At 69.2% G+C, this 21,233-nt stretch carries 17 protein-coding genes; 11 read left to right on the forward strand and 6 right to left on the reverse strand.

Going from position 1 to position 21,233, the window contains the following annotated elements; translation table 11 throughout:
• Positions 1-153: 153 nt before the first annotated feature.
• From ABIE45_RS26890 to ABIE45_RS26900, 3 genes are read left to right on the forward strand one after another with little or no spacing between them, the layout of a single operon-like run.
• The gene (locus ABIE45_RS26890) at positions 154-1,347 is read left to right on the forward strand and encodes a fumarylacetoacetate hydrolase family protein (protein ID WP_192707596.1); all 1,194 of its coding nucleotides are present in this window, start codon (positions 154-156) and stop codon (positions 1,345-1,347) included.
• 16 nt (positions 1,348-1,363) lie between these two features.
• Positions 1,364-2,773, forward strand: coding sequence for an FAD-binding oxidoreductase (locus tag ABIE45_RS26895; protein WP_373622700.1), 1,410 nt, complete (start codon positions 1,364-1,366; stop codon positions 2,771-2,773).
• A gap of 10 nt (positions 2,774-2,783) precedes the next feature.
• A complete protein-coding gene (locus tag ABIE45_RS26900; RefSeq protein ID WP_192707595.1) occupies positions 2,784-3,065 on the forward strand; it encodes a DUF167 family protein in 282 nt (93 codons plus the stop codon).
• 16 nt (positions 3,066-3,081) lie between these two features.
• On the opposite strand, the gene ABIE45_RS26905 is transcribed toward ABIE45_RS26900, so the two are convergent.
• From ABIE45_RS26905 to ABIE45_RS26925, 5 genes are all read right to left on the reverse strand, one after another.
• On the reverse strand, positions 3,082-4,011 hold the full coding sequence (locus tag ABIE45_RS26905; protein ID WP_192707594.1) for a 3-keto-5-aminohexanoate cleavage protein: 930 nt from the start codon (positions 4,009-4,011) through the stop codon (positions 3,082-3,084).
• 2 nt (positions 4,012-4,013) lie between these two features.
• A complete protein-coding gene (locus tag ABIE45_RS26910; protein WP_192707593.1) occupies positions 4,014-4,937 on the reverse strand; it encodes a 3-hydroxyacyl-CoA dehydrogenase in 924 nt (307 codons plus the stop codon).
• Positions 4,938-5,031: 94 nt separating this feature from the next.
• Positions 5,032-7,590, reverse strand: a complete 2,559-nt coding sequence (locus tag ABIE45_RS26915; RefSeq protein ID WP_192707592.1) for a branched-chain amino acid ABC transporter ATP-binding protein/permease — start codon at positions 7,588-7,590, stop codon at positions 5,032-5,034.
• Positions 7,591-7,604: 14 nt separating this feature from the next.
• Complete coding sequence (locus ABIE45_RS26920) at positions 7,605-8,480, reverse strand: branched-chain amino acid ABC transporter permease (protein WP_192707591.1); 876 nt, start codon at positions 8,478-8,480, stop codon at positions 7,605-7,607.
• A gap of 7 nt (positions 8,481-8,487) precedes the next feature.
• Positions 8,488-9,747, reverse strand: coding sequence for an ABC transporter substrate-binding protein (locus ABIE45_RS26925; protein ID WP_192707590.1), 1,260 nt, complete (start codon positions 9,745-9,747; stop codon positions 8,488-8,490).
• Between the two features lie 119 nt (positions 9,748-9,866).
• Here ABIE45_RS26925 and ABIE45_RS26930 point away from each other — a divergent pair, with 119 nt between their 5' ends.
• From ABIE45_RS26930 to ABIE45_RS26950, 5 genes are all read left to right on the forward strand, one after another.
• Positions 9,867-10,580, forward strand: coding sequence for a GntR family transcriptional regulator (locus ABIE45_RS26930; protein ID WP_192707589.1), 714 nt, complete (start codon positions 9,867-9,869; stop codon positions 10,578-10,580).
• A gap of 2 nt (positions 10,581-10,582) precedes the next feature.
• Positions 10,583-11,350: an SDR family oxidoreductase gene (locus ABIE45_RS26935; protein WP_192707588.1), complete on the forward strand. Its 768-nt coding sequence runs from the start codon at positions 10,583-10,585 to the stop codon at positions 11,348-11,350.
• 140 nt (positions 11,351-11,490) lie between these two features.
• On the forward strand, positions 11,491-13,296 hold the full coding sequence (locus tag ABIE45_RS26940) for an IlvD/Edd family dehydratase (RefSeq protein ID WP_192707587.1): 1,806 nt from the start codon (positions 11,491-11,493) through the stop codon (positions 13,294-13,296).
• 115 nt (positions 13,297-13,411) lie between these two features.
• On the forward strand, positions 13,412-16,363 hold the full coding sequence (locus ABIE45_RS26945) for an FAD-binding and (Fe-S)-binding domain-containing protein (protein ID WP_192707586.1): 2,952 nt from the start codon (positions 13,412-13,414) through the stop codon (positions 16,361-16,363).
• A 59-nt stretch (positions 16,364-16,422) separates the two neighbouring features.
• Entirely contained in the window at positions 16,423-17,103 is a 681-nt protein-coding gene (locus tag ABIE45_RS26950) for a GntR family transcriptional regulator (protein ID WP_192707585.1), read from the forward strand.
• Positions 17,104-17,119: 16 nt separating this feature from the next.
• On the opposite strand, the gene ABIE45_RS26955 is transcribed toward ABIE45_RS26950, so the two are convergent.
• Positions 17,120-17,773, reverse strand: coding sequence for a GntR family transcriptional regulator (locus tag ABIE45_RS26955; protein ID WP_192707584.1), 654 nt, complete (start codon positions 17,771-17,773; stop codon positions 17,120-17,122).
• Positions 17,774-17,945: 172 nt separating this feature from the next.
• On the opposite strand from ABIE45_RS26955, the gene dctP reads away from it, so the two are divergent.
• Genes dctP through ABIE45_RS26970 form a run of 3 tightly spaced genes read left to right on the forward strand, consistent with a single transcriptional unit; the run spans position 17,946 to position 21,006 of the window.
• A complete protein-coding gene (dctP, locus tag ABIE45_RS26960; protein WP_192707583.1) occupies positions 17,946-18,968 on the forward strand; it encodes a TRAP transporter substrate-binding protein DctP in 1,023 nt (340 codons plus the stop codon).
• A complete protein-coding gene (locus tag ABIE45_RS26965) occupies positions 18,965-19,657 on the forward strand; it encodes a TRAP transporter small permease (RefSeq protein ID WP_192707582.1) in 693 nt (230 codons plus the stop codon). The genes dctP and ABIE45_RS26965 overlap by 4 nt, the downstream gene beginning before the upstream one ends.
• Positions 19,654-21,006 (forward strand): TRAP transporter large permease, encoded by a 1,353-nt coding sequence (locus ABIE45_RS26970; protein ID WP_192707581.1) that lies wholly within the window; start codon positions 19,654-19,656, stop codon positions 21,004-21,006. The genes ABIE45_RS26965 and ABIE45_RS26970 overlap by 4 nt, the downstream gene beginning before the upstream one ends.
• The last annotated feature ends 227 nt before the right edge of the window (positions 21,007-21,233 follow it).

Here is a 21,233-nt window from a genome sequence, read left to right on the forward strand (position 1 = left end):
ATGGGATGACGGACGACGTGAAATGCTATGGATCGCCGCGCCGGCCTCAATGCCGGAGAGACGGTTCCGGAGCGTCGCGCGTGGCCGCCCGAGCGGCACCCCGGCCTCCGGACTCGGGCGCGCCGCGGGCAAACATTCAGGGGAATGAAGCGCATGACGTCATCGGGTCTGACCGCGCAGGCGATTCTGCCCGCCGATGGATGCCGGGGAGCCCTCGTGGGCCGCGTATGGCGGCCGGACGTCTCGGGCCCGAGTGTCGTGGCAATCCGCGCCGATGCGGCGGGTGAGGCGCGGGTCATCGACGTTACTGCCACCTTCCCGACCATCAGCGACCTGTGCGAGGCCCGCGATCCCGGCGCTGCCTTACGGGCGACCGAGGGTGCGGATCTCGGCAGCCTCGACGCGGTCCTGGCCAACACCCCGCCCGATGGGCGCGACCCGGCCCGACCCTGGCTCCTCGCGCCGGTGGACCTGCAGGCCCTGAAAGCCGCGGGCGTGACCTTCGCCACATCCATGCTGGAGCGGGTGATCGAGGAGCGCGCCCGCGGCGACCTCGCCGCCGCCGCGGCGATCCGCGCCGAGGTCGAGCGCTTGGTCGGCCGCGACCTGCGCCGGCTGAAGCCAGGCTCGCCGGAAGCCATGGCGCTCAAGGACGTGCTGGTCGCGCAGGGCGCGTGGAGCCAGTATCTGGAAGTCGGCATCGGCCCGGATGCCGAGATCTTCACCAAGGCCCAGCCGCTCTCGGCGGTGGGCTGCGGCGCGGATGCGGGTCTCCACCCGGACTCGCACTGGAACAACCCGGAGCCGGAAGTGGCTCTGGCCGTGACGTCCGACCAGCGTATCGTCGGCGCGACGCTCGCCAACGACGTCAACCTGCGCGACTTCGAGGGCCGGTCGGCGCTGCTCCTCGGCAAGGCCAAGGACAACAACGCCTCCTGCGCTCTCGGGCCGTTCCTGCGGCTGTTCGACGACACGTTCGGGCTCGACGACGTGCGCCGCACCACGGTCACCCTGGAAGTCGTCGGCACGGACGGGTTCCGGCTGGAGGGAACCTCGCCGCTTTCCGAGATCAGCCGTGACCCGGAGGAGCTGGCGGAGGCGCTCATGGGCCGCACGCACAATTACCCGGACGGCGCCCTCCTCCTCCTGGGCACGATGTTCGCGCCGATCCAGGACCGGCACGGGCCGGGCCTGGGCTTCACCCACGCCGAGGGCGACCGGGTCGTGGTGGCGAGCCCAGAACTCGGCAGCTTGGTCAACCGCATGCGCCCGTGCGACGCCTGCGAGCCCTGGACGTTCGGCGCCCGCGCGCTGATGCGCAACCTCGCGGCGCGCGGGATACTGTGACAGAGCGTCGGCCGCCGTGCCGCCCGAGACCGAACCCGATCCCGCCGAGATGATGCCGATGACCGATGCCCGCCTCCTCGACCGCCTCGCCGCGATCGTCGGATCGTCCGGCCTCGTCACCGGCGACGAGCTGCGCGGACGCTCGGCCAACTGGACGCGGCCGACCGAGCCCTGCGCGGCCCTCGCGCTGGTCCGTCCGCGCGACACCGCCGAGACCAGCGCGGTCCTGGCGGCCTGCCACGCGGCGGGCGTTTCCGTGGTGCCGCGGGGTGGTGCTACCGGTCTCGTCGACGGCACGCTCTGCGCGCCCGACGAGATCACACTCTCGACCGAACGCATGACCGGGATCGAGCCGGTCGACACACTTGGCATGACGGTTGTGGTCGGCACCGGCGCCACCATCGAGAGCGTGCAGGATGCCGCCGCTTCGAGCGGCCTGTTCTTCCCCCTTGACCTCGGCGCCCGCGGCTCGGCGACAATCGGCGGCGCGATCTCCACCAATGCCGGCGGCCTGCGGGTGCTGCGCTACGGCATGATGCGCGAGATGATTCTGGGCCTGGAAGCGGTGCTCGCCGACGGCACGGTGGTGTCGTCCATGCGCCCGCTGATCAAGAACAATACCGGCCTCGACCTGAAGCAGCTCTTCGTCGGCACCGAGGGCACGTTGGGCATCGTCACGCGTGCGGTGCTGCGGCTGCGTCCGGAACCGGCGGGCTACGCAACCGCGCTGATCGCCTGCCCGGGCGTGGACGACGGGGCGCGGGTGCTGCGGGCGGCCCAGAGCACCTTCCAGGGACGCGTCTCCTCCTTCGAGGGGCTGTGGCCCGACTTCTACCGGCTGATGACGGCGCCCGGGCGCGCGACGCCGCCCCTCGGCCACGATTACCCGTTTTACGCGATCATCGAGGTCGAGTGCGTCTCCGAGGAAGCCGACCGGTTCCTCGGGTTGCTCGAGGGCCTGATGGGCGAGGGTACGATCCTCGACGCGGCGATCGCTTCTTCGGAGGAGCAGCGCCGGGGCATGTGGCGCATCCGCGACCGCGTGGAGCACCTCAACGCCGACGGGATCGAGCGCGCCTTCGACGTCAGCGTGCCCCTGGCGAAGATGGACGGCTACGTCCGCTGGGCGCTCGACCGGCTCGCCACGATCCCGGGCTGCCGGGCCGTCGTCTACGGGCATATTGGCGACAACAACCTGCACTGGAACACGACCCGCCTCGACGCCGCCGGCAACGCGGCCATCGACGCGGCGATCTACGAGCCTCTGGCGGCGCTGAACGGCTCCGTCTCGGCGGAGCACGGGATCGGCCTCGAGAAGCGGGCCAAGCTGAAGCTGTCGCGCTCCCCCGAGGAGATCGCCGTCATGCGGCTCGTGAAGCGGGCGCTCGACCCGGACAACCGCCTGAACCCCGGGAAAATCTTCTGAGACGTGTGCGGTGGCGATCCGGCTGGCGGTGCGCCTCACGCCGCGCGGTGGCCGCGATGCCGCGGAGGGTTGGGCCCGCGACGAGACGGGCCAAGCCTACCTGAAGGCCCGGGTCACGGCCCCGCCGGTGGACGGGGCCGCGAACGTGGCGCTCGTGGCCCTGATCGCCAAGGCGCTGAAGGTCAGCCGCGGCTCGGTCCGCATCGTCACCGGCGACCAGAGCCGTCTGAAGATCCTGGAGATCGACGGCCTCGCGCAGGCAGATCTGGACAGGGTGTTCGGTCGACCGTGAGAAAGCGTGACCGCCCTTAGAATGCGACCTTGTCGCCGCCTTTCAGCGACAGGATCTCGCGCGCCTCGTCGGGCGAGGCGACGGCGAGGCCCAAGCCCTCGATGATCGAGCGCACGCGGCGGACCTGCGCGGCGTTGGTCTCGGCGAGCTTGCCCGGCCCGTCCCAGAGGCTGTCCTCCAGGCCGACCCGGACGTTGCCGCCCATCGCGGCTGCCATGGCGGCGATGTTCATCTGGTTGCGGCCCGCTCCCAGCACCGACCAGCGATACTGGTCACCGAAGAGCCGGTCGGCGGTGCGCTTCATGTGCATCACGTCGTCCGGATGCGCCCCGATGCCCCCCTGGAGGCCGAACACCGTCTGAATGAACAGCGGCGCCTGCACGAGGCCGCGGTCGAAGAAGTATTTGAGATTGTAGAGATGCGCGGTGTCGTAGCACTCGAATTCGAACTTCGTCCCGTTCGGTCCGCAGGTCGTCAGGATGTGCTCGATCTGGCCGAACGTATTGCGGAAGATGATGTCCTTGTTGCCGAGATAGTCCCGCTCCCACTGATGCTTCAGGTCCTTGAAGCGGTCGAGCATGCCGAACAGGCCGAAATTCATCGAGCCGAGATTCAGCGAGGCGACTTCCGGCTGGAAGGTCGCGGCCGGGCGGACGCGTTCCTCGATCGACATGGTCGGCGCGCCGCCGGTGGTGATGTTCACCACGCAGTTCGAGCGCTGCTTGATCACCGGCAGGAACTTGGCGAAGGCCTCGGGCGTCTGGTCGGGCTGGCCGTTCTCCGGGTTGCGGGCGTGCAGGTGCACGATGGCCGCGCCTGCCTCGGCAGCGCCGATGGCGGCGTCGGCGATCTCCTCGGGTGTCACCGGCAGGTGCGGCGACATGCTGGGCGTATGGATCGCGCCCGTCACCGCGCAGGTGATGATGACTTTCCGCTGTGAGGCCATGCTCAGTCCTTCTGTGAAGCCTTGTGGGCCCGCAGGGCTGCGAGCCGCACATCGCGACGGTTCATGCGGGCGGGCAAGTCGGCAGGCGCCTGCCAGTTCGCCAGGATCGCCTCGGTGGCCGGCGCCTCGTAAACGCTCGGCGGTGCCGGATCGGCGGCGAGGTTCTTGTAGAAGCCGGTATAGCGCTCGCAGTAATCGGCGATACCGCCGGGCGCGTTCAGCTCGATGGTCTCGAACGGTCCCATGAAGCTCCAGCGCAGGCCCAGGCCGTCCGAGACGGTCTTATCGAGATCCTGCGGGGTCACGTAGCCCTCCGAGGCAAGGCGGAACGCCTCCGCCAGGAGGGCGCCCTGGAGGCGATTGAGGATGAAGCCCTCGATCTCCTTCAGCACGGTGATCGGCACTTGGCCAATGGCTTCGTACGTGGTCCGGGCCCGGTCCAGCACCGCCGCGTCCGTCCACGGCGCCCCGGAAATCTCGACCAGCGGGATCAGGTGCGGCGGGTTCACCGGATGGCCGATCAGGCAGCGCGACCGGCCGGCTAGACCCTCGGTGAACAGCGAGCAGCGGATCGCCGACGACGAGGAGGCGATAACCGCGTCAGGCGGCGCCAGAGCATCGAGCTCGGCGAACAGGCTCTGCTTCACGTCGAGCCGCTCTGGGCCGTTCTCCTGTACGAACGCGACCCCGTCGAGGGCGTCGGCGAGGTTCCCGGCGGCGCGAATGCGTCGCGCGGCACCTTCCGGGTCGGGGCAGAGGCCGTTCGCCGCCAGGGTCCGCAGGCCCTCGGCGCAGAGCGGCACCGCGGCCTCGGCGACGCCTGCGGCGGCATCGAACAGACGCACGTCCCACCCGGCGCGGGCGAAGATCATCGCCCAGGCCCGGCCGATCAGGCCGGCGCCGACGATCGCGACGGATTCGGTCATGGCTGGATCCTTCTGTGCTGACCGGACGGTTCGACCCTCGTCCACATCCTGAGGTGGGTCGATCGAAGGTGCCGAGTGCGACGGTAATATCTGGTCACAGCCACAACACCTTCCGCCGCAACTCCTGATCTTCGCGCAGGAGGCGCGATTCGCCGGTCCACTGCACGCTACCGCGCTCCAGCGCGACGGTGCGGTCGGAGAGCGCGAGGGCGAGGTCGAGGTGATGGTCCACCAGGATGATCGCGATCTCGCGGCGCAGGCGGTCGAAGGCTTCGAACAGCTCCTCGGTCACGGCCGGCGACAGGCCCTCGAAGGGCTCGTCGAGAAGGAGGAGCCGCGTATCGCCCGAGAGCGCGCGCGCCACCGCCACCATCTGCTGCTCGCCCCCGGACAAGCGCGCGGCGTCCACGGTCCAGCGCTCCTTCAGTCGGGGGAAGAACTCCAGCACCTTGTCCTCGTCCCAGTGTATCCCGGCGCCGGTGAGCCGCCGAAGCCGGCCAAGACCGAGATTCTCGGCGACGCTCATCCCGGCGAACAGCGCCCGGCCCTGCGGCACGTAGCCGATGCCGAGCCGGGCGATCCGGTCGGGCGACAGGCCGGCGATGTCCTTGCCGCCGAGCACGATGCGGCCGGCGGCCGGCGGCGCGGTGCCGATCAGCGTCTTGAGCAGCGTCGATTTGCCGGCGCCGTTGCGTCCGAGCAGGGCCACGACCTCACCCCGGCGCACCGCGAGGTTCACGCCGTTGAGGATGTGCGACTTGCCATAGAAGGTGTCGACGCCCTCCATGGCCAGCAGCGTCTCGGCCTCGGCCGCGCTGGCGCGCGGCTTCGCGGCGATCGCCGCCGTCCCCGAACCGAGATAGACGGCCTGCACGCGCGCGTCGTCGCGCGCATCCGCCACCGAGCCGTCGACCAGCACGGCGCCGTCGGCCATCACGGTGACGCGGTCGGCGAGGCGGAACACGCGGTCGATGTCGTGCTCGACCAGCAGCACCGGGATGTCGGCCGAGAGCGCCTTGATCAGGTCGCCGACCCGCTCGCGCTCGGCCGCCGCGAGTCCGGCGAGCGGCTCGTCGAGGAGCAGGACGCGGGGCCGCGTGGCCAGAGCCAGACCCATGTCAAGCAGGCGCTGACCGCCGTAGGACAGGCTGCCGGCCTCCGCCCGCTCGATGCCGGAGAGACCGGTCCAGCGCAGCAGCTCGGCCGTGTCGTCGGCAATCTCGCGGATCGCCAGCGCATCACGCCAGGGGCTGAAATGCGCGTTGTGCCGCGCCTGGACGGCGAGGCGGACATTCTCCTCCACCGACAGGCCGGGGAACAGGTTGGTGATCTGGAACGAGCGGCCGAGGCCGGCCCGGGTGATCGCATGCGGCTCCAGCCCGGCGATCTCGTGGCCGTCGAGGCGGATGCTGCCCGCGCTCGGCCGGAACATGCCGGAGAGCAGGTTGAAGGCCGTGGTCTTGCCGGCCCCGTTCGGGCCGATCAGGGCGTGGAGCGTCCGATCGGCCACCGCGAACGACACGCCCCGCACCGCCGCGACTGGGCCGAAGTTCTTCTTGATGGCGTCGGCGATCAGCACCGGCCCGTCGGTGCGACCCTCCGCGATGAACCGGGCCGGAACCCGGCCCGAGGCGCCGGCGCGGCGGGCCGACATGGCCGCGCCCTCGGCGGGCACGCGCCGGAACGGCTTCAGCAGCCGCGCCGCGATGCCGACGAGCCCGTCCGGCGAGAACACGATGAAGGCGACGAACAGCAGGCCGAAATACAGCAGCCAGTCGGCGGTGTAGATCGACAGGAACTCGCGGAACAGGATGTAGAACAGGGCGCCGAGCGCCGGCCCGAGGAAGGAGCGCATCCCGCCGATCACCACCATGGCGAGCAGCTCGCCCGAGAAGGCGATGGAGATCGGGTCGGCCGAGGTGAAGCGGTGGCTGTAGGCCGAGAGCGCCCCGGCAAGGCCGGTGATCGTTGCCGAGATCACGAAGGCCGCGAGCTTGTAGCGGTTGGTGGCGTAGCCGAGAAAGCCGGCGCGCTGCTCGTTCTCGCGGATCGCCACCAGGACGGACCCCATCGGCGAGCGGCGGAAGCGCCAGAGCGCGATAAGCACCATGAAGGCGATCCCCGACACCGCGGCGTAATAGGCTCCGGGCTCCTGCAGCGCCTCCCAGCGGTGCAGGTTGCCGATGCCGTTCTCGCCGCCGGTGAGGTCCGTCCAGCGGAACGCGATGGCGTAGAGCATCGCCGTGAAGGCGAGCGTGAGGAGCGAGAAGTAGACCCCGCGCCGCCGCAGGATCAGGCCGCCGGCCACCAGGGCGGCCAGCCCGGTGATCGCCAGCGCACCCAGCAGCGGCAGTGCCATGTCGCCGGGGAACAGCCGCGTCTGGAGGATCGCCACCGCGTAGGCGCCGATCCCGAACCACGCCCCGTGGCCGAAGGAGGTGAGCCCGGTCCAGCCGACCAGGATGTTGAGCCCGAGCACCGCCAGGGCGAAGATCACCACGTCGGTGGCGGTGATCAGGGTCAGGCCGATCGCGTCCAGGGCGAAGGGCAGGACGATCAGGGCGGCGAGCGCCGCCCAGAGCTGGCGGCTCTCGCGCAGGATCAGGCCGCGCTGCGGCAGGGCGAGCGGCAGCGGCTCGGCGGTTCCGGACATGGGACGCTCTCCGCTCACTCGAACCGGGCGATGTGCTCGCCGAACAGACCGCGCGGGCGCAGCAGCAGGACCAGCACCATGAGACCGTAGACGGCGGCCTCGGTGGCCGGCGGGTAGGCGTAGGCGGTCAGGCCCCGGACCACGCCGACGATCAGGGCGGCGAGCACCACCCCCCAGAACGACCCGAGGCCGCCGATCACCACCACCACGAAGGCGAAGGTGAGGATCTCGGCGCCCATGGCCGGATGGACGCCGGTGACCGGGGCCATCATGGTCCCGGCCAGCGCCGCGAGCCCGACCGCGATCGTCACGACCGCGGTCATGTACGGACGGAGCGAGATGCCCAGCGCCGCGACCATGTCGGGGTTCTGCACGCCCGCCCGGACCACCCGCCCGAAGCTGGTCCGCGTGAGGAGGAGCCACAGGCCGGCGACGCAGGCGAGGGCCACCACGAGGATCGAGAGCCGGTAGCGCGAGTAGATCAGGTCGCCGATGAAGACCTGCCCGCGCAGCCATGTCGGGATCCCGAACGGCACCGGCGCCGCCCCGAACGCCATGCGCAGGGCCTGCTCGGCCACCATGGCGAGCCCGAAGGTGAGGAGCAGGCCGAGCGTCGGGTCGCCCCGGTAGAAGCGCCGGAGCAGGAAGCGTTCGATCAGGAGGCCGAGCACGCCGACGACCAACGGCGAGGCGACGAGGGCGCCGCCGAAGCCGATCGTCGGCGTCAGCAGCACGGTCAGGTAGGCGCCGATGGCGTAGAAGGCGCCATGGGCGAGGTTCACGATCCCGCCGAGGCTGAAGATCAGCGACAGGCCGAGCGCGATCAGCAGGTATTGCACGCCGATCAGCAGGCCGTTGAGCACCTGCTCCAGGATGAAGACGAGCTGCATGGACGCCTCACGCCGGGAAGGTGCAGGCGTTCTCGTCGCGGGTCGTGGCGAGCACTTCCAGGCTCTCGCCCGGCCCCGGCAGCGGACCGGTCGAGGAGAAGATGTCGTAGGGGTTCTTGACCTGATCCGCCGGCAGGGCGGTGATCGCGAACATCTCCTGCATCAGCTCGTGGTCCCAGGGGCGGAAATAACCCTCGCGAACCTTGGCGATGTCGAACTTGGCGCCCGATTCGAGGTGCTCCACGACCTTGATCGACTCGGTCGATTTCAGCTCGTTCATCGACTGGGCGACGATCTTCATCGCCGTGTAGTCGCCCCAGCCCTGGTTCTCCGGAGGCTTCTTGTACTTGGCCTTGAAGGCCGCCACGAATTTCTTGGCCGAGGGCGAGTCGATCTGGTGATGCCAGATCACCGGCCACGTGCCGAGGAAGTTGCCGGGCCCGGCGCCCCAGGCGAGTGCGGTGTCGAAACCGAAGCCGGCGACCGGGAACGGGAGGCCGAACTCGCTGTACTGCTTCAGGAAGTTGGTGATCTGCGCGCCCGCGAGGTTGCAGATCACGAGGTCCGGTTTTGCCTGACGGAGCTTCAGCAGGAAGGGCGAGAAGTCGGTCAGCTCGGTGGGGATCAGGTCCTCGCCGACGACGTTCGCGTCGTGGGCGGCAAAGTACTTCTTGGCCTGCTTCAGCAGATCGTGCCCGAAGGCGTAGTCGGCGGTGAGCGCGTAGACCTTCCGGCCCTTGATCAGCCCCCGGTCGAGGAGCGCGCGGCCGCAGGCGCGCACCATCATGGTGTTCTGCGATTCGACGTGGAACATGAAGCGCTTGCAGTCGGAGCCGCGCAGCGCGTCCGAGTTGGCGCCGGTGTTGATGAACAGGATCTTCTCGCGCTGGGCCACCTGGCTGATCGCCAGCGCCGAGGCGGAGTTGATCTCGCCGACGAGGCACGCAACGCGGTCGCGCTGGACCATGCGCTCGGCCTTGGCCGATGCGGTCTGCGGATTGACGCTGTCCTCCGAGAGCAGCTCGACCTTCCGGCCGGCGATGCCGCCCGCGGCGTTGATCTCCTCGACCGCCAGCTGGGCGGCCTGAACGGCGAACTCGCCGAGCGGTCCGAGGAAGCCGGTGCGCGGCGTCAGGTGGCCTATGCGGATGACGTCGGATTGGCCCTGGGACAGCGCCGGGCTCGCAAGGGCCGGCGCGAGGAGAGCAGCGCCACCAGCTCTGAGAAGGCTGCGGCGAGAAAGGGAATCCCCGAACCGGTCCGTCATCGTTCCGCTCCCGTACGTTTCCTCCAGCCGGGCTTTTTCGATGGGCTCTGCCGGCCCTCACCCAAACTGTGATCACAGATCACTAGCGCGATAGTGCCGGTTCCGTCTAGTGTCGGCACATGAGTTCCATTTCGGCACTGGCCGAACTTCCACAGCTCGAGCGGCGGACCCTGTCCGACACGGTCTACGAGGCGCTCTCGGACCTGCTCGCCTCCGGTCGACTGGCGCCGGGCGAGCGGCTGTCCCTGCGCCAGAGCGCGGCGGCGCTTGGGGTCTCGGTGATGCCGGTGCGCGAGGCGGTGAGCCGTCTGGCGGCCGACGGCGTGCTGGAGGTGGCGCCGAACCGGGTGATCCGGGTGCCGGTCATGAGCGCCGCGGCTTTCCGGGCGCTGGCCGAGACACGCATCGCGGTCGAGGGCATTGCCGTGGCGCGCGCCGCGGAGCGGCGCTCGGCCGGTGATCTCGCGGCGATCCGGCAGGCCGAGGCGGCGTTCCGGATGGAGGCCGAGGCCGCGCATCCGGACCGAACCCGCGCTGTCCAGCTCAACCGCGTCCTGCACTTCGCGATCTACGGTGCCTGCGGCCTCGCACCGCTGCAGGAGATCATCGCCCGGCTCTGGCTGAAGGCCGGCCCGGTGATCAACCTGGATCTGCGTGCCCATCCGGAACGGCTGCTCCAGGGCTTCGCGCTCCGGCGGCACGCCGAGGCTCTGGCGGCTATCGAGATTCGCGACAGCGCCGCGGCCGCAGCCGCCATCGCGGCGGATATCCGCGAGGCCGCCGACTTCATCCTGTCACGCGGCGGATTGCGAGACCATCAGGGAGAGGAGTGATCATGGATCTGGGGATTGCCGGCCTGCGCGTCCTGGTGACGGCGGGCGCTGCCGGGATCGGGCGCGGGATCGTCGACGCCTTCCAGGAGGAAGGCGCACGCGTCTTCGCGTGCGACATCGACGCGGAGGCCCTGAACAGCCTGCCGGACGCGGTCGGCCGCACGCGGACCGACGTGGCCGATCGCGACGCGGTGGCCGCGATGATGGATCAAGCCGTCGACTTCCTCGGCGGCCTCGACGTGCTGGTCAACAATGCCGGCATCGCCGGGCCGACCGGACGGGTCGAAGAGATTGCTCCCGAGGAATGGGACCGGTGCCTGACGGTCTGCCTGACGAGCCAGTTCAACTGCGCGCGCCTCGCGGTGCCGCATCTCCGGCAGAGCGCGAACGCCTCGATCGTCAACCTGTCCTCGGCCGCGGGAAAATTCGGCTTCGCCCTGCGTAGCCCGTACGCGGCGGCCAAGTGGGGCGTCATCGGCTTCACCAAATCGCTCGCGATCGAGCTCGGCAGCTCCGGAATCCGGGTGAACGCGATCCTGCCCGGGCTCGTCGCCGGCGACCGCCAGCGGCGGGTGCTCGAATCGAAGGCGCAGCAGCAGGGCACGAGCTTCGACGAGATGGAGGCGCGCGCCTTCTCGTTCGTGTCCGTCAAGGAATACGTCACCGCGCGGCAACTCGCCGACCAGACCTTGCTGCTCTGCTCACCCCGCGGCCGGACCATCTCGGGTCAGGCGATCTCGATCGACGGTGACACGCGGATGCTGTCCTGAAATCAACCCAGCCGGGACGGTGCTGCGAAGTTCGTCGCGGCAGAGTAGATATCCTCGAAACTGAGACGGCGAAGGCTGCGGCGCGTTTGGGTGACCGGAGCCTCTCTGCCGGCGACACCCGCCGATGCGAGGGACTGACCATGAGCGACAAACGCCGGATCACGCCCGCCGACCTGCGCTCGAAGGCGTGGTTCGACAATCCGCACAATCCGGGCATGACCGCGCTCTATCTGGAGCGCTACCTGAACTACGGGCTGACGCCGGAAGAACTCCGCTCCGGCAAGCCGCTGATCGGGATTGCCCAGACCGGCTCGGACCTGTCCCCGTGCAACCGTCACCACATCGAACTCGCCAAGCGGGTGCGGGAGGGCATCACGGCGGCGGGCGGCGTCGCCTTCGAGTTCCCCTGCCACCCGATCCAGGAGACCGGGAAGCGGCCGACCGCATCCCTCGACCGCAACCTCGCCTACCTGTCGCTGGTCGAGGTCCTGTACGGCTATCCCCTCGACGGCGTCGTGCTGCTCACCGGCTGCGACAAGACCATGCCGGCCTGCCTGATGGCCGCCGCTACCGTGAATATCCCGGCGATCTCGCTCAATGTCGGGCCGATGCTCAACGGCTACTTCCACAAGGAGCTGACCGGCTCGGGCACCATCGTCTGGAAGGCCCGGGAGCGCCACGCGGCCGGGGACATCGACTTCCAGCAATTCATGGACATCGTCGGCTCGTCGGCGCCCTCCACCGGCCATTGCAACACGATGGGCACGGCTTCGACCATGAATGCGCTGGCCGAAGCGCTCGGTCTCGCCCTGCCGGGCTCCGCCGCGATCCCGGCGCCGTACCGGGAGCGCGGCCAGGCGGCCTACGCCACCGGCCAGAGGATCGTCGAGATGGTCTGGGAGGACCTGAAGCCCTCCGACATCCTGACCCGGGAGGCGTTCGAGAACGCCATCGTGGCCAATGCCGCGATCGGCGGCTCGACCAACGCGCCGATCCACATCAACGCCATTGCCAAGCATATCGGCGTGCCGCTGACTTGCGACGACTGGGAGCAGATCGGCTTCGAGATCCCGCTGCTCGTCGACATGCAGCCGGCCGGTCGCTGGCTCGGCGAGGAGTACTTCCGCGCGGGTGGCCTGCCTGCCGTGTTCGCCGAGTTGATCGAGGCCGGGAAGGTCCACGAGGGTGCCCTGACCTGCAACGGCCGCACCGTCGCCGAGAACTATCGCGGCCGGCACAGCTGGAACCGCGACGTGATCCGCGCCTACGGCGAGCCGCTGATGGAACGCGCCGGCTTCCTCAACCTCAAGGGCAGCCTTTTCGACTCGGCGATCATGAAGACCTGCGTGATCTCCGAGGAATTCGCCGCCCGCTATCTGCGCAATCCCGCCGACCCGATGGCGTTCGAAGGCCGGGTGGTCGTGTTCGACGGGCCTGAGGACTACCACACCCGCATCGACGATCCCGCCCTCGACATCGACGAGAACACCATCCTGATCATGCGGGGCGCCGGGCCGATCGGCTATCCGGGTGCCGCCGAGGTGGTGAACATGCAGCCGCCCGGCTCACTGATCCGGCGCGGCGTAACCTCGCTGCCGTGCATCGGCGACGGGCGCCAATCCGGCACCTCCGGCACGCCCGCCATCCTCAACGCCTCGCCGGAGGCCGCGGCCGGCGGTGGGCTGGCGTTGCTGCAGAGCGGTGACCGCATCCGGGTGGATCTCAATCGGCGCAGCGCCGACATCCTGCTCCCGCCCGAGGAACTGGAGCGGCGGCGGGCGGACTTGGCTGGGCGCGGCGGCTTCCCCTATCCGGCCACCCAGACACCCTGGCAGGAGATCTACCGCGATCAGGTGGATCAGCTCGATCAAGGCATGGTGCTCAAGGGCGCGGTCAAATTTCAAAAGGTCGCGCAGGCCTCCGGCGTGCCGCGGGACAACCACTGATCCGGCCCCGTCCCGCGCCGGAAGCGCGCAGCGCACGCGAGGCGACTTCCGAACCTGTGAATTTTGAATACAATCCCCCTTCGGTGGTCCCGGACCACCGCGGGAGGATTGGGACGTGAACGGATCAGGGGCGCAGATCGCCACGGCGCCGCGGGCAGCAGCGCGCCTGGATGCCGGCCTAGCGCGCAGGCTTGCGGAGCAGCTGCAGGGGGAGGCGCGCTTCGACGCCTTCACGCGCGGGCGCTACAGCACCGACGCGTCGATCTACCAGATCATGCCGGCCGGCGTGGTGCTGCCCCGCTCGGCCGCGGACATTGCCGCCACCCTGCGGATCGCCGCCGAGCACGGCGCACCGGTCATCATGCGCGGCGGGGGCACGTCGCAGAATGGCCAGCCGATCGGCTCGGGGCTGGTGGTCGATTGCTCGCGCCACTTCAACGGCGTGCTGGCCTACGATCCGGAGGCCGGCACCATCACGGTCGAACCCGGCATGGTGCTGGAGCGGCTCAACGCCCGGGTGAAGGCCGATGGCTGGTTCTTCCCCGTGGAGCCGTCCACGGCGACCCGCTGCACCATCGGCGGCATGGCGGGCAACAATTCCTGCGGCGCCCGCTCCCTGCGCTACGGCAAGATGAGCGACAACGTCCTGAGCCTGGAGGCGCTGTTCCACGACGGCGAGGCCTTCGGCTTCGGGCTGACCGGCAACGCGGTCTCGGGCGTCACCGGCTCCGGTCGGGCCGAGGCGATCGCCGAGCGCATGCTCGGCCTTGCCCAGACCCATCGCGACGAGATCGCGGCGCGCTACCCGAAGGTCCAGCGCCGCGTGGGCGGCTACAACCTCGACGCGCTGATCGAGGCACGGCCCAACCTCGCGCATCTGCTGGTCGGGTCCGAAGGCACGCTCGCCGCCACCACCGCGGTGACCCTGAAGCTGTCGCGCCTGCCGACGCACCGGGTTATGGGGGTCTGCCATTTCCCGTCCTTCCGCGACGCCATGGAGACCACCCGCCACATCGTGGCGCTGGACCCGGTGGCGGTCGAACTCGTGGACAACAACGTCCTGGTGCTCGGCGCCGACATCCCCCTGTTCCGGACCACGCTCGCCGACATCACCCGCGGCAAGCCGAACTGCCTGCTGCTCACGGAATTCGCCGGCGACGACCTCGCCGCCTTGAAGCGCGACCTGAAGCGCCTCGAGGCCTGCATGGCCGACCACGGCTTCCCCGACGCCGTCGTGGAGGTCGTGGAGCCCGCCCGCCAGAGATCGGTCTGGGAGGTCCGGGAGGCGTGCCTCAACATCATGATGTCGATGAAGGGCGACGCGAAGCCGGTCTCGTTCATCGAGGATTGCGCGGTGCCGCTGGAGCACCTCGCCGACTACACCGACGCGGTCACCGAGGTGTTCACCAAGCACGGCACCCGCGGCACGTGGTACGCGCACGCCTCGGTGGGCTGCCTCCACGTCCGGCCGATCCTGGACATGAAGCAGGGGGGCGACGTCGCGAAGATGCGGGCGATCGCCGAGGAGACCTCCGAACTCGTGCGCCGCCACAAGGGCTCGTATTCCGGCGAGCACGGCGACGGCATCTCGCGCTCCGAATACATCGCGCCGCTGTTCGGCCCGATCCTGACCCGCGCTTTCGAGACTGTGAAGGACGACTTCGACCCTGAGAACCAGCTCAATCCCGGCAAGATCGTCCGTCCGCTGACGATGGACGACCGGTCTCTATTCCGGTTCAAGCCGGACTACGCGGTGACGCAGCCGATGAAGACGGCCCTCGACTGGTCGGATTGGGGCGGCTTCGGCGCGGCGGTCGAGATGTGCAACAACAACGGCACCTGCCGGAAGCTCGCCGGCGGCGCCATGTGTCCGTCTTACCGGGCGACCCGCGAAGAGCAGCACCTGACCCGCGGCCGCGCCAATTCCCTGCGGCTCGCCATCTCGGGCCAGCTCGGTGCCGACGCGTTCACCAGCCCGGAGATGAAGCGGACCCTCGACCTCTGCGTCTCCTGCAAGGCCTGTCGCCGGGAGTGCCCGACCGGCGTCGATATGGCCAAGATGAAGATCGAGTTCCTGCACCACTACCACGCCCGGCACGGCCTGCCGCTCCGGGAGCGGCTGATCGCCCTAATGCCGGTTTATGCGGGAGTCGCGGCGAAGCTCGCGCCGCTCCTGAACCTGCGGGACAAGCACCCGGCGCTGGCGGCCCTGTCGGAGAAGTTCGCCGGCCTCTCGGCCAAGCGCTCCCTGCCCCGCTGGCGCCGGCCCTGGAGCGAGCAGGGTGAACCGGCCCATCCTGGCGACGTCGCGGGCGATTTCCGCGACGTCATTCTGTTCGGCGACACCTTCAACCGCGCCTTCGAGCGCGAGAACCTAGAGGCCGCAGAGCGCGTGCTGCAGGCGGCCGGCTACCGGCTCCACCGCGTGTATCCGGCGCGCGGCCGCCGCCCGCTCTGCTGCGGCCGGACCTGGCTCGCGTCCGGCCAGACCGACCGGGCGCGTGCCGAAGCGCGCCGGACCCTCGACACGCTTCTGCCGTTCATCCGGGCCGGCGCGCGAGTAGTCGGACTGGAACCGTCCTGCCTGCTCACCTTCCGGGACGAGTTCGGGGCCCTGCTGCCCGGCGCGGACGCAGCCCTGCTGGGCCGCCAATCCGTCCTGTTCGAGGAGCTGCTGGCCACCGATCTCGCCGCCGGACGGATCGAGCTTCCGCTCGCGCATCTGGGCGGCCGCGTCGCCCACCTGCACGGGCACTGCCACCAGAAATCCTTCGGTCTGATGGGTTCGGTGGAGACCGTCCTTCGGGCCGTGCCGGGCCTCGACGTGCGGGTGATTGAATCGAGCTGCTGCGGCATGGCGGGCGCCTTCGGCTATCGGCCGGAATCGATCGACACCTCCTTCGCCATGGCGGAGCTGTCGCTGTTCCCGGCCCTGCGCGCCGCCGCGCCCGGCGACCTTGTGGTGGCCGACGGCACGAGCTGCCGACATCAGATCCATGACGGGCTGGGCCTTCAGGCGGAACATGTGGCTCGCGTTCTTGATCAAGCGCTCGTGCCTCGACACTGAATTGCCGGGCACCTACACATGTCCGAGAGGTCGTTTCGACCTGCGTGTGTCGGGGGACCATGAACAAGATCGAGCCCGGGATCGGTATCAGCCGTCGCTATCTTCACGACGAGGTGGCGGAGCGGATGCGCGAGCTTATCCGCTCCGGCGAGATGGAGCCGAAGGCGCGCATCAACGAGGGCGAGCTGACCGAACGCTTCGGGATCTCGCGCACACCACTCCGGGAAGCGATCAAGATCCTGGCCACCGAAGGTCTGCTCGAGCTTCTTCCGAACCGCGGAGCGCGTGTCGCCAGCATCTCGGACACCGAGCTCGAGGAGATGATGGAGGTCATTGCCGGTCTCGAGGCAACGGCGGGGGACTTGGCCTGCCGGACAATCAGCGAGTCCGAGATCGACGCCATCGCGCATGACCACGCGGCGATGGTGGAGGCCTGGAAAGCGGCCGACGAGGCCGGCTATTTCAGCCACAACCGCCGGATCCACGAAGCCATTATGGCGGCCAGCCACAACACAATCCTGGCGAACATCTACGAGAGCCTGTCCGGCCGTATCCAGCGATCCCGCTACAGCGCCCACCAGACTCCGGATCAGTGGGCCCGCGCCGTGGCCGAGCACGAGCGGATGATCGAGCTGCTGCGCGCCCGCGACGGCGCAGCCCTCGCCACGCTGATGCGCGAGCATATCCGCGGAAAGAAGTCCGTGATCGCGGCCAATTACGGGGCGGTCGAGACCGCCTGACCGGCCGCTCGCGGTCTCAGGCGGCGCTCGGTGCCCGCAGACCGGCGACCAAATCGGTGAAGCGGTCACCCTGCACAATCACATGGCTGCGCAGCACCTCCGAGGCGCGCGACTCGTCGCCCGCGACGATGGCAGCCACGATCGCTTCATGCTCCGCGAGCGATTGCGGCAGGCGCTGACGCACGCGCAGCTGCAGACGGCGATACGGTGCCAGCCGGCGATGAAGGGACAGCGCCTGATCCGCCAGGAAGGCGTTATGGCTCGCCCGGTAGACCACCGTGTGGAAGACGTAGTTCTCGGCGTAGTAGGCCTCGGTATCGTCGGTGGCCAGGGCCGCGCGGCACCCGTCCAGGGCCGCGCCCAACGCGACGGCATCCTCGGGAACGAGGCGCCGGGCGGCCAGTCGGCCGCAGGCGGCCTCGATCTCCGCCATGGTCTCGAACATGGCGAGCAGAAGATGCGGCTCGGGCGCGCTGACGATCGCCCCGCGCCGAGGCTTCGTCTGAATCAGGCCGGTCACCGCCAATTGCAGCAGCGCTTCGCGGATCGGCGTGCGTGAGACACCGAAGCGGGCCGCCAGCTGGTTCTCGTCGAGCCGTGAGCCAAGCGCGAGTTCGCCGGAGACGATCTCGTCCTCGATTCGCTGCCGCAGCCGCTGAGCGTGGCTCATCCTCCGATCCTCTCCTCCCGGATCCGCTTGGCGACGGCGGACGTCTTGTGCACGAGGACTATGCGCAAGCATTGACAAAATATACAAGGCCGTCCTTCATGCATACAAAGAGGCGCCGTAATATTGCGTCGCACAATTGTTAGCCGCCTTGTTTGCGGTGCGGGAGAGTATAATGACGCCCACTCGTCGATCCCTCGTCGCCGCCACGCTCGCGGCGCCGGTCGTCTTGAAGTTCGGTCTCGGTGCCGCGCAGGCCGCGACGACCCTGAAGCTGTCGCACCAGTTTCCGGGCGGCACCATCGAGGAGGGCGATTTCCGCGACCGCATGTGCCGGAAGTTCGCCAAGATGGTCGGCGAGCGCTCGAAGGGCGCCCTGGACGTGCAGGTCTATCCCGGCTCCTCGCTGATGAAGACCAACGCCCAGTTCGGCGCGATGCGGAAGGGCGCGCTCGACATGTCGCTCTACCCGAGCCCCTATGCCGGCGGCGAGGTGCCAGAGCTCAACATCGGGCTCATGCCCGCCCTGGTGACCTCCTACGCCCAGGCAGTGGCCTGGAAGGGTGCACCGGTTGGAAAGAAGCTCGCCGAGATCCTCGACGCGAAGGGGATCATCCTGGTGTCGTGGGTCTGGCAGGCCGGGGGCGTCGCCAGCCGCGAGCGGCCGCTGGTCTCTCCGTCCGACGCCAAGGGCCAGAAGGTCCGCGGCGGCTCCCGTGAGATGGACATGATGATGAAGGAGGCCGGCGCCGCGACGCTGTCGATTCCGTCGAACGAATCCTACGCGGCGATGCAGACCGGGGCCTGCGACGCGGTGATCACCTCCTCGACCAGCCTGATCTCGTTCCGCCTTGAGGAGCTGTCGAAGGCCCTGACCTCGGGGCGGGAGCGGTCCTACTGGTTCATGCTCGAGCCGATCATGATGTCGAAGATCGTGTTCTCCGGGCTGCCGAAGGATCAGCAGGACCTGATCATGGCCGTCGGGACGGAGCTCGAATCTTTCGGGCAGGCCGGCGCCAAGGAGGATGACAGCCGCGTCGAGGAGATCTTCTCCAAGGCCGGCGCCAAGGTCTCGCAGCTTGACGAGAAGGCGCTGGGCGAGTGGCGCGAGCTGGCCCGGAACACCGCCTGGAAGGATTACGCCGGCAAGAATGCCAACTGCGCGGAGTTGCTGAAGCTCGCGGAGCAGGTCGCGTGAGCCACGGCTTCGACGCGGCCACCGCCGGGCCGGAGGCCGGCGCGGCGGACGAGCCGCGCCTTCCCGGCGTTCTCGGCGTCCTCGACCGGGCGATGCGCCTGCTGAACCGGGTGATCCTCGCCCTGGGCGGCCTCTGCCTCGTGGCGGCCTGCCTGGTCCTGACCCACAGCGTCGTCGTTCGCTATCTCCTGAAGCAGCCGACGGAGTGGCAGGACGAGATGGCGGTGTTCCTGATCGTCGGGGCCACATTCCTCTCCGCGGCCGGTGTCCAGGCCAAGCGCGGACATGTCGCCATCGAGGCGGTCACCGGCCTGTTGTCCCCCGCCGTCAACCGGGCGCGGCTGCTGCTGGCGGACGTCATCAGCCTCACCTTCTGCCTGTTCTTCGCCTGGAAGAGCTGGTCGCTGGACCATGAGGCCTGGGTCGACGGCCAGATCTCGCAATCGACCTGGGGGCCGCCGCTCTGGATCCCCTACACGCTGATGTCCGTCGGCATGAGCCTGCTCTGCCTGCAATTCGCGTTGCAGATCGCCGAAGGTCTCGTCTACGGCCCGCGTGCGGCCGGTTGGGCCAAGCCCAAGATCGGCCTCGGCGCCGACCTGAACACGGATCTGCGCGGCGCCCCGGAGCTCACGCCAAGGGGTCCGGATCCGCTCGGCCAGACCATGACCGCGAAGGGCAAGCGATGAGCACGGCCGCGATCGGCTTCCTGTACGCGGGTGCCACCCTCGGGGCGATGCTGTCCGGCATCCCCATCGCCTTCGCGCTGGGCTTCGTCGCCCTGGCCTTCATGGTGGCGTTCATGCCGGGCGCGTCGCTCGATACGGTGGCGCAGAACGTTTACGAGGAGATGGCCTCCATCACCCTGCTGTCGATTCCGCTCTTCATCCTGAAGGGCGCGGCGATCGGACGGTCCCGGGCGGGCCAGGATCTCTACTCGGCCATGCACGCCTGGATGCACCGGATCCCCGGTGGGCTCGGCATCGCCAACGTCTTCGCCTGCGCGCTGTTCGCCGCCATGGCGGGCTCGAGCCCGGCCACCTGCTCGGCGATCGGGTCGGCCGGCATCCCGGAGATGCGCAAGCGCGGCTACTCGCCGGGTTTCGCGGCGGGGATCATCGCGGCCGGAGGGACCCTCGGAATCCTTCTGCCGCCTTCCATCACGATGATCCTGTACGCGGTCGCCGCCGAGCAGTCGCTGGGGCGCCTGTTCCTGGCGGGCATCGGCCCGGGGCTGCTGCTCGTCGGGCTGTTCGCCGCCTGGTCGATGATCCGCTTTCGGTCGGAATACGCGACCGCGAAGGCGGCGCTGGAGCGCGGCGGCCCGGCCTCGCCGATCCTGACGGATGATCAGTACACGATGGCGCAGCGCTTCTCGACGCTGCCGCGGGTGCTGCCCTTCGTGGTGCTGCTTACCGGCGTGATGGTGGCGCTCTACGGCGGCTACGCGACGCCGTCGGAGACCGCCGGCCTCGGCGGGCTGCTGGCGCTCGCGCTGATCGCCGCGATTTACGGCGTCTGGCGCTTCCGGGACGTCACCCCGATCCTGACCGCGACGCTGCGGGAATCGACCATGCTGATGCTGATCATCGGCATGTCGCTGCTCTACGCCTACGTGATGAGCTATCTGCACATCTCGCAATCGGCGGCGGCCGCAATTGTCGCGATGCAGCTCTCGCCCTGGGTGCTGCTGGTGACGATCCTCGCCCTGGTGATCGTGCTCGGGTTCTTCCTGCCGCCGGTCTCAATCATCCTGATGACGGCGCCGATCATCCTGCCGCCGCTCAAGGCGGCGGGGTTCGACCTCGTGTGGTTCGGTGTGGTCATGACCATCACCATGGAGATGGGCCTGATCCATCCGCCGGTGGGCCTCAACATCTTCGTCATCAAGAACATCGCCCCCGACATCCCGCTGTCGGACATCATCTGGGGCACCCTGCCCTTCGTCCTGCTGATGGCGGTCGCGATCCTGATCCTGTGCCTCGTGCCGGGCATCGCGATGTGGCTGCCGGATCTGCTGCTGGCGACGACGCGGTAGGCGCACCCGTTCATCGGCAACCCTAGGCGGGCCCCTCTCCTCAGGAAGCGGGGCCTGTCGCATGCCGGGTGGGGCGATAACACGAGCATCCCGCCCGGCGCGCGGGCGGCCCGCGCCCACGCAATGGCGGGCTCTGCGGCAGACGCTTATGGCGTGTCGCGGTCGCGGCGCCGGTGGGCTCGCCTCACCGGCACGCCTCCGGACTCGCCATCGTCCAAGCTTCGTAG

Source organism: Methylobacterium sp. OAE515 (assembly GCF_041806315.1).
Taxonomy (GTDB): Bacteria; Pseudomonadota; Alphaproteobacteria; order Rhizobiales; family Beijerinckiaceae; genus Methylobacterium; species Methylobacterium tardum.

Bases quoted from the DNA above. Each gene is read 5' to 3' on its own strand.
- ABIE45_RS26890 (WP_192707596.1), top strand. From the start codon at position 154: ATGACGTCATCGGGTCTGACCGCGCAGGCGATTCTGCCCGCCGATGGA.
- ABIE45_RS26905 (WP_192707594.1), bottom strand. From the start codon at position 4,011: ATGGCCTCACAGCGGAAAGTCATCATCACCTGCGCGGTGACGGGCGCG.
- ABIE45_RS26910 (WP_192707593.1), bottom strand. From the start codon at position 4,937: ATGACCGAATCCGTCGCGATCGTCGGCGCCGGCCTGATCGGCCGGGCC.
- ABIE45_RS26915 (WP_192707592.1), bottom strand. From the start codon at position 7,590: ATGTCCGGAACCGCCGAGCCGCTGCCGCTCGCCCTGCCGCAGCGCGGC.
- ABIE45_RS26920 (WP_192707591.1), bottom strand. From the start codon at position 8,480: ATGCAGCTCGTCTTCATCCTGGAGCAGGTGCTCAACGGCCTGCTGATC.
- ABIE45_RS26925 (WP_192707590.1), bottom strand. From the start codon at position 9,747: ATGACGGACCGGTTCGGGGATTCCCTTTCTCGCCGCAGCCTTCTCAGA.
- ABIE45_RS26930 (WP_192707589.1), top strand. From the start codon at position 9,867: ATGAGTTCCATTTCGGCACTGGCCGAACTTCCACAGCTCGAGCGGCGG.
- ABIE45_RS26935 (WP_192707588.1), top strand. From the start codon at position 10,583: ATGGATCTGGGGATTGCCGGCCTGCGCGTCCTGGTGACGGCGGGCGCT.
- ABIE45_RS26940 (WP_192707587.1), top strand. From the start codon at position 11,491: ATGAGCGACAAACGCCGGATCACGCCCGCCGACCTGCGCTCGAAGGCG.
- ABIE45_RS26950 (WP_192707585.1), top strand. From the start codon at position 16,423: ATGAACAAGATCGAGCCCGGGATCGGTATCAGCCGTCGCTATCTTCAC.
- ABIE45_RS26955 (WP_192707584.1), bottom strand. From the start codon at position 17,773: ATGAGCCACGCTCAGCGGCTGCGGCAGCGAATCGAGGACGAGATCGTC.
- dctP (WP_192707583.1), top strand. From the start codon at position 17,946: ATGACGCCCACTCGTCGATCCCTCGTCGCCGCCACGCTCGCGGCGCCG.
- ABIE45_RS26970 (WP_192707581.1), top strand. From the start codon at position 19,654: ATGAGCACGGCCGCGATCGGCTTCCTGTACGCGGGTGCCACCCTCGGG.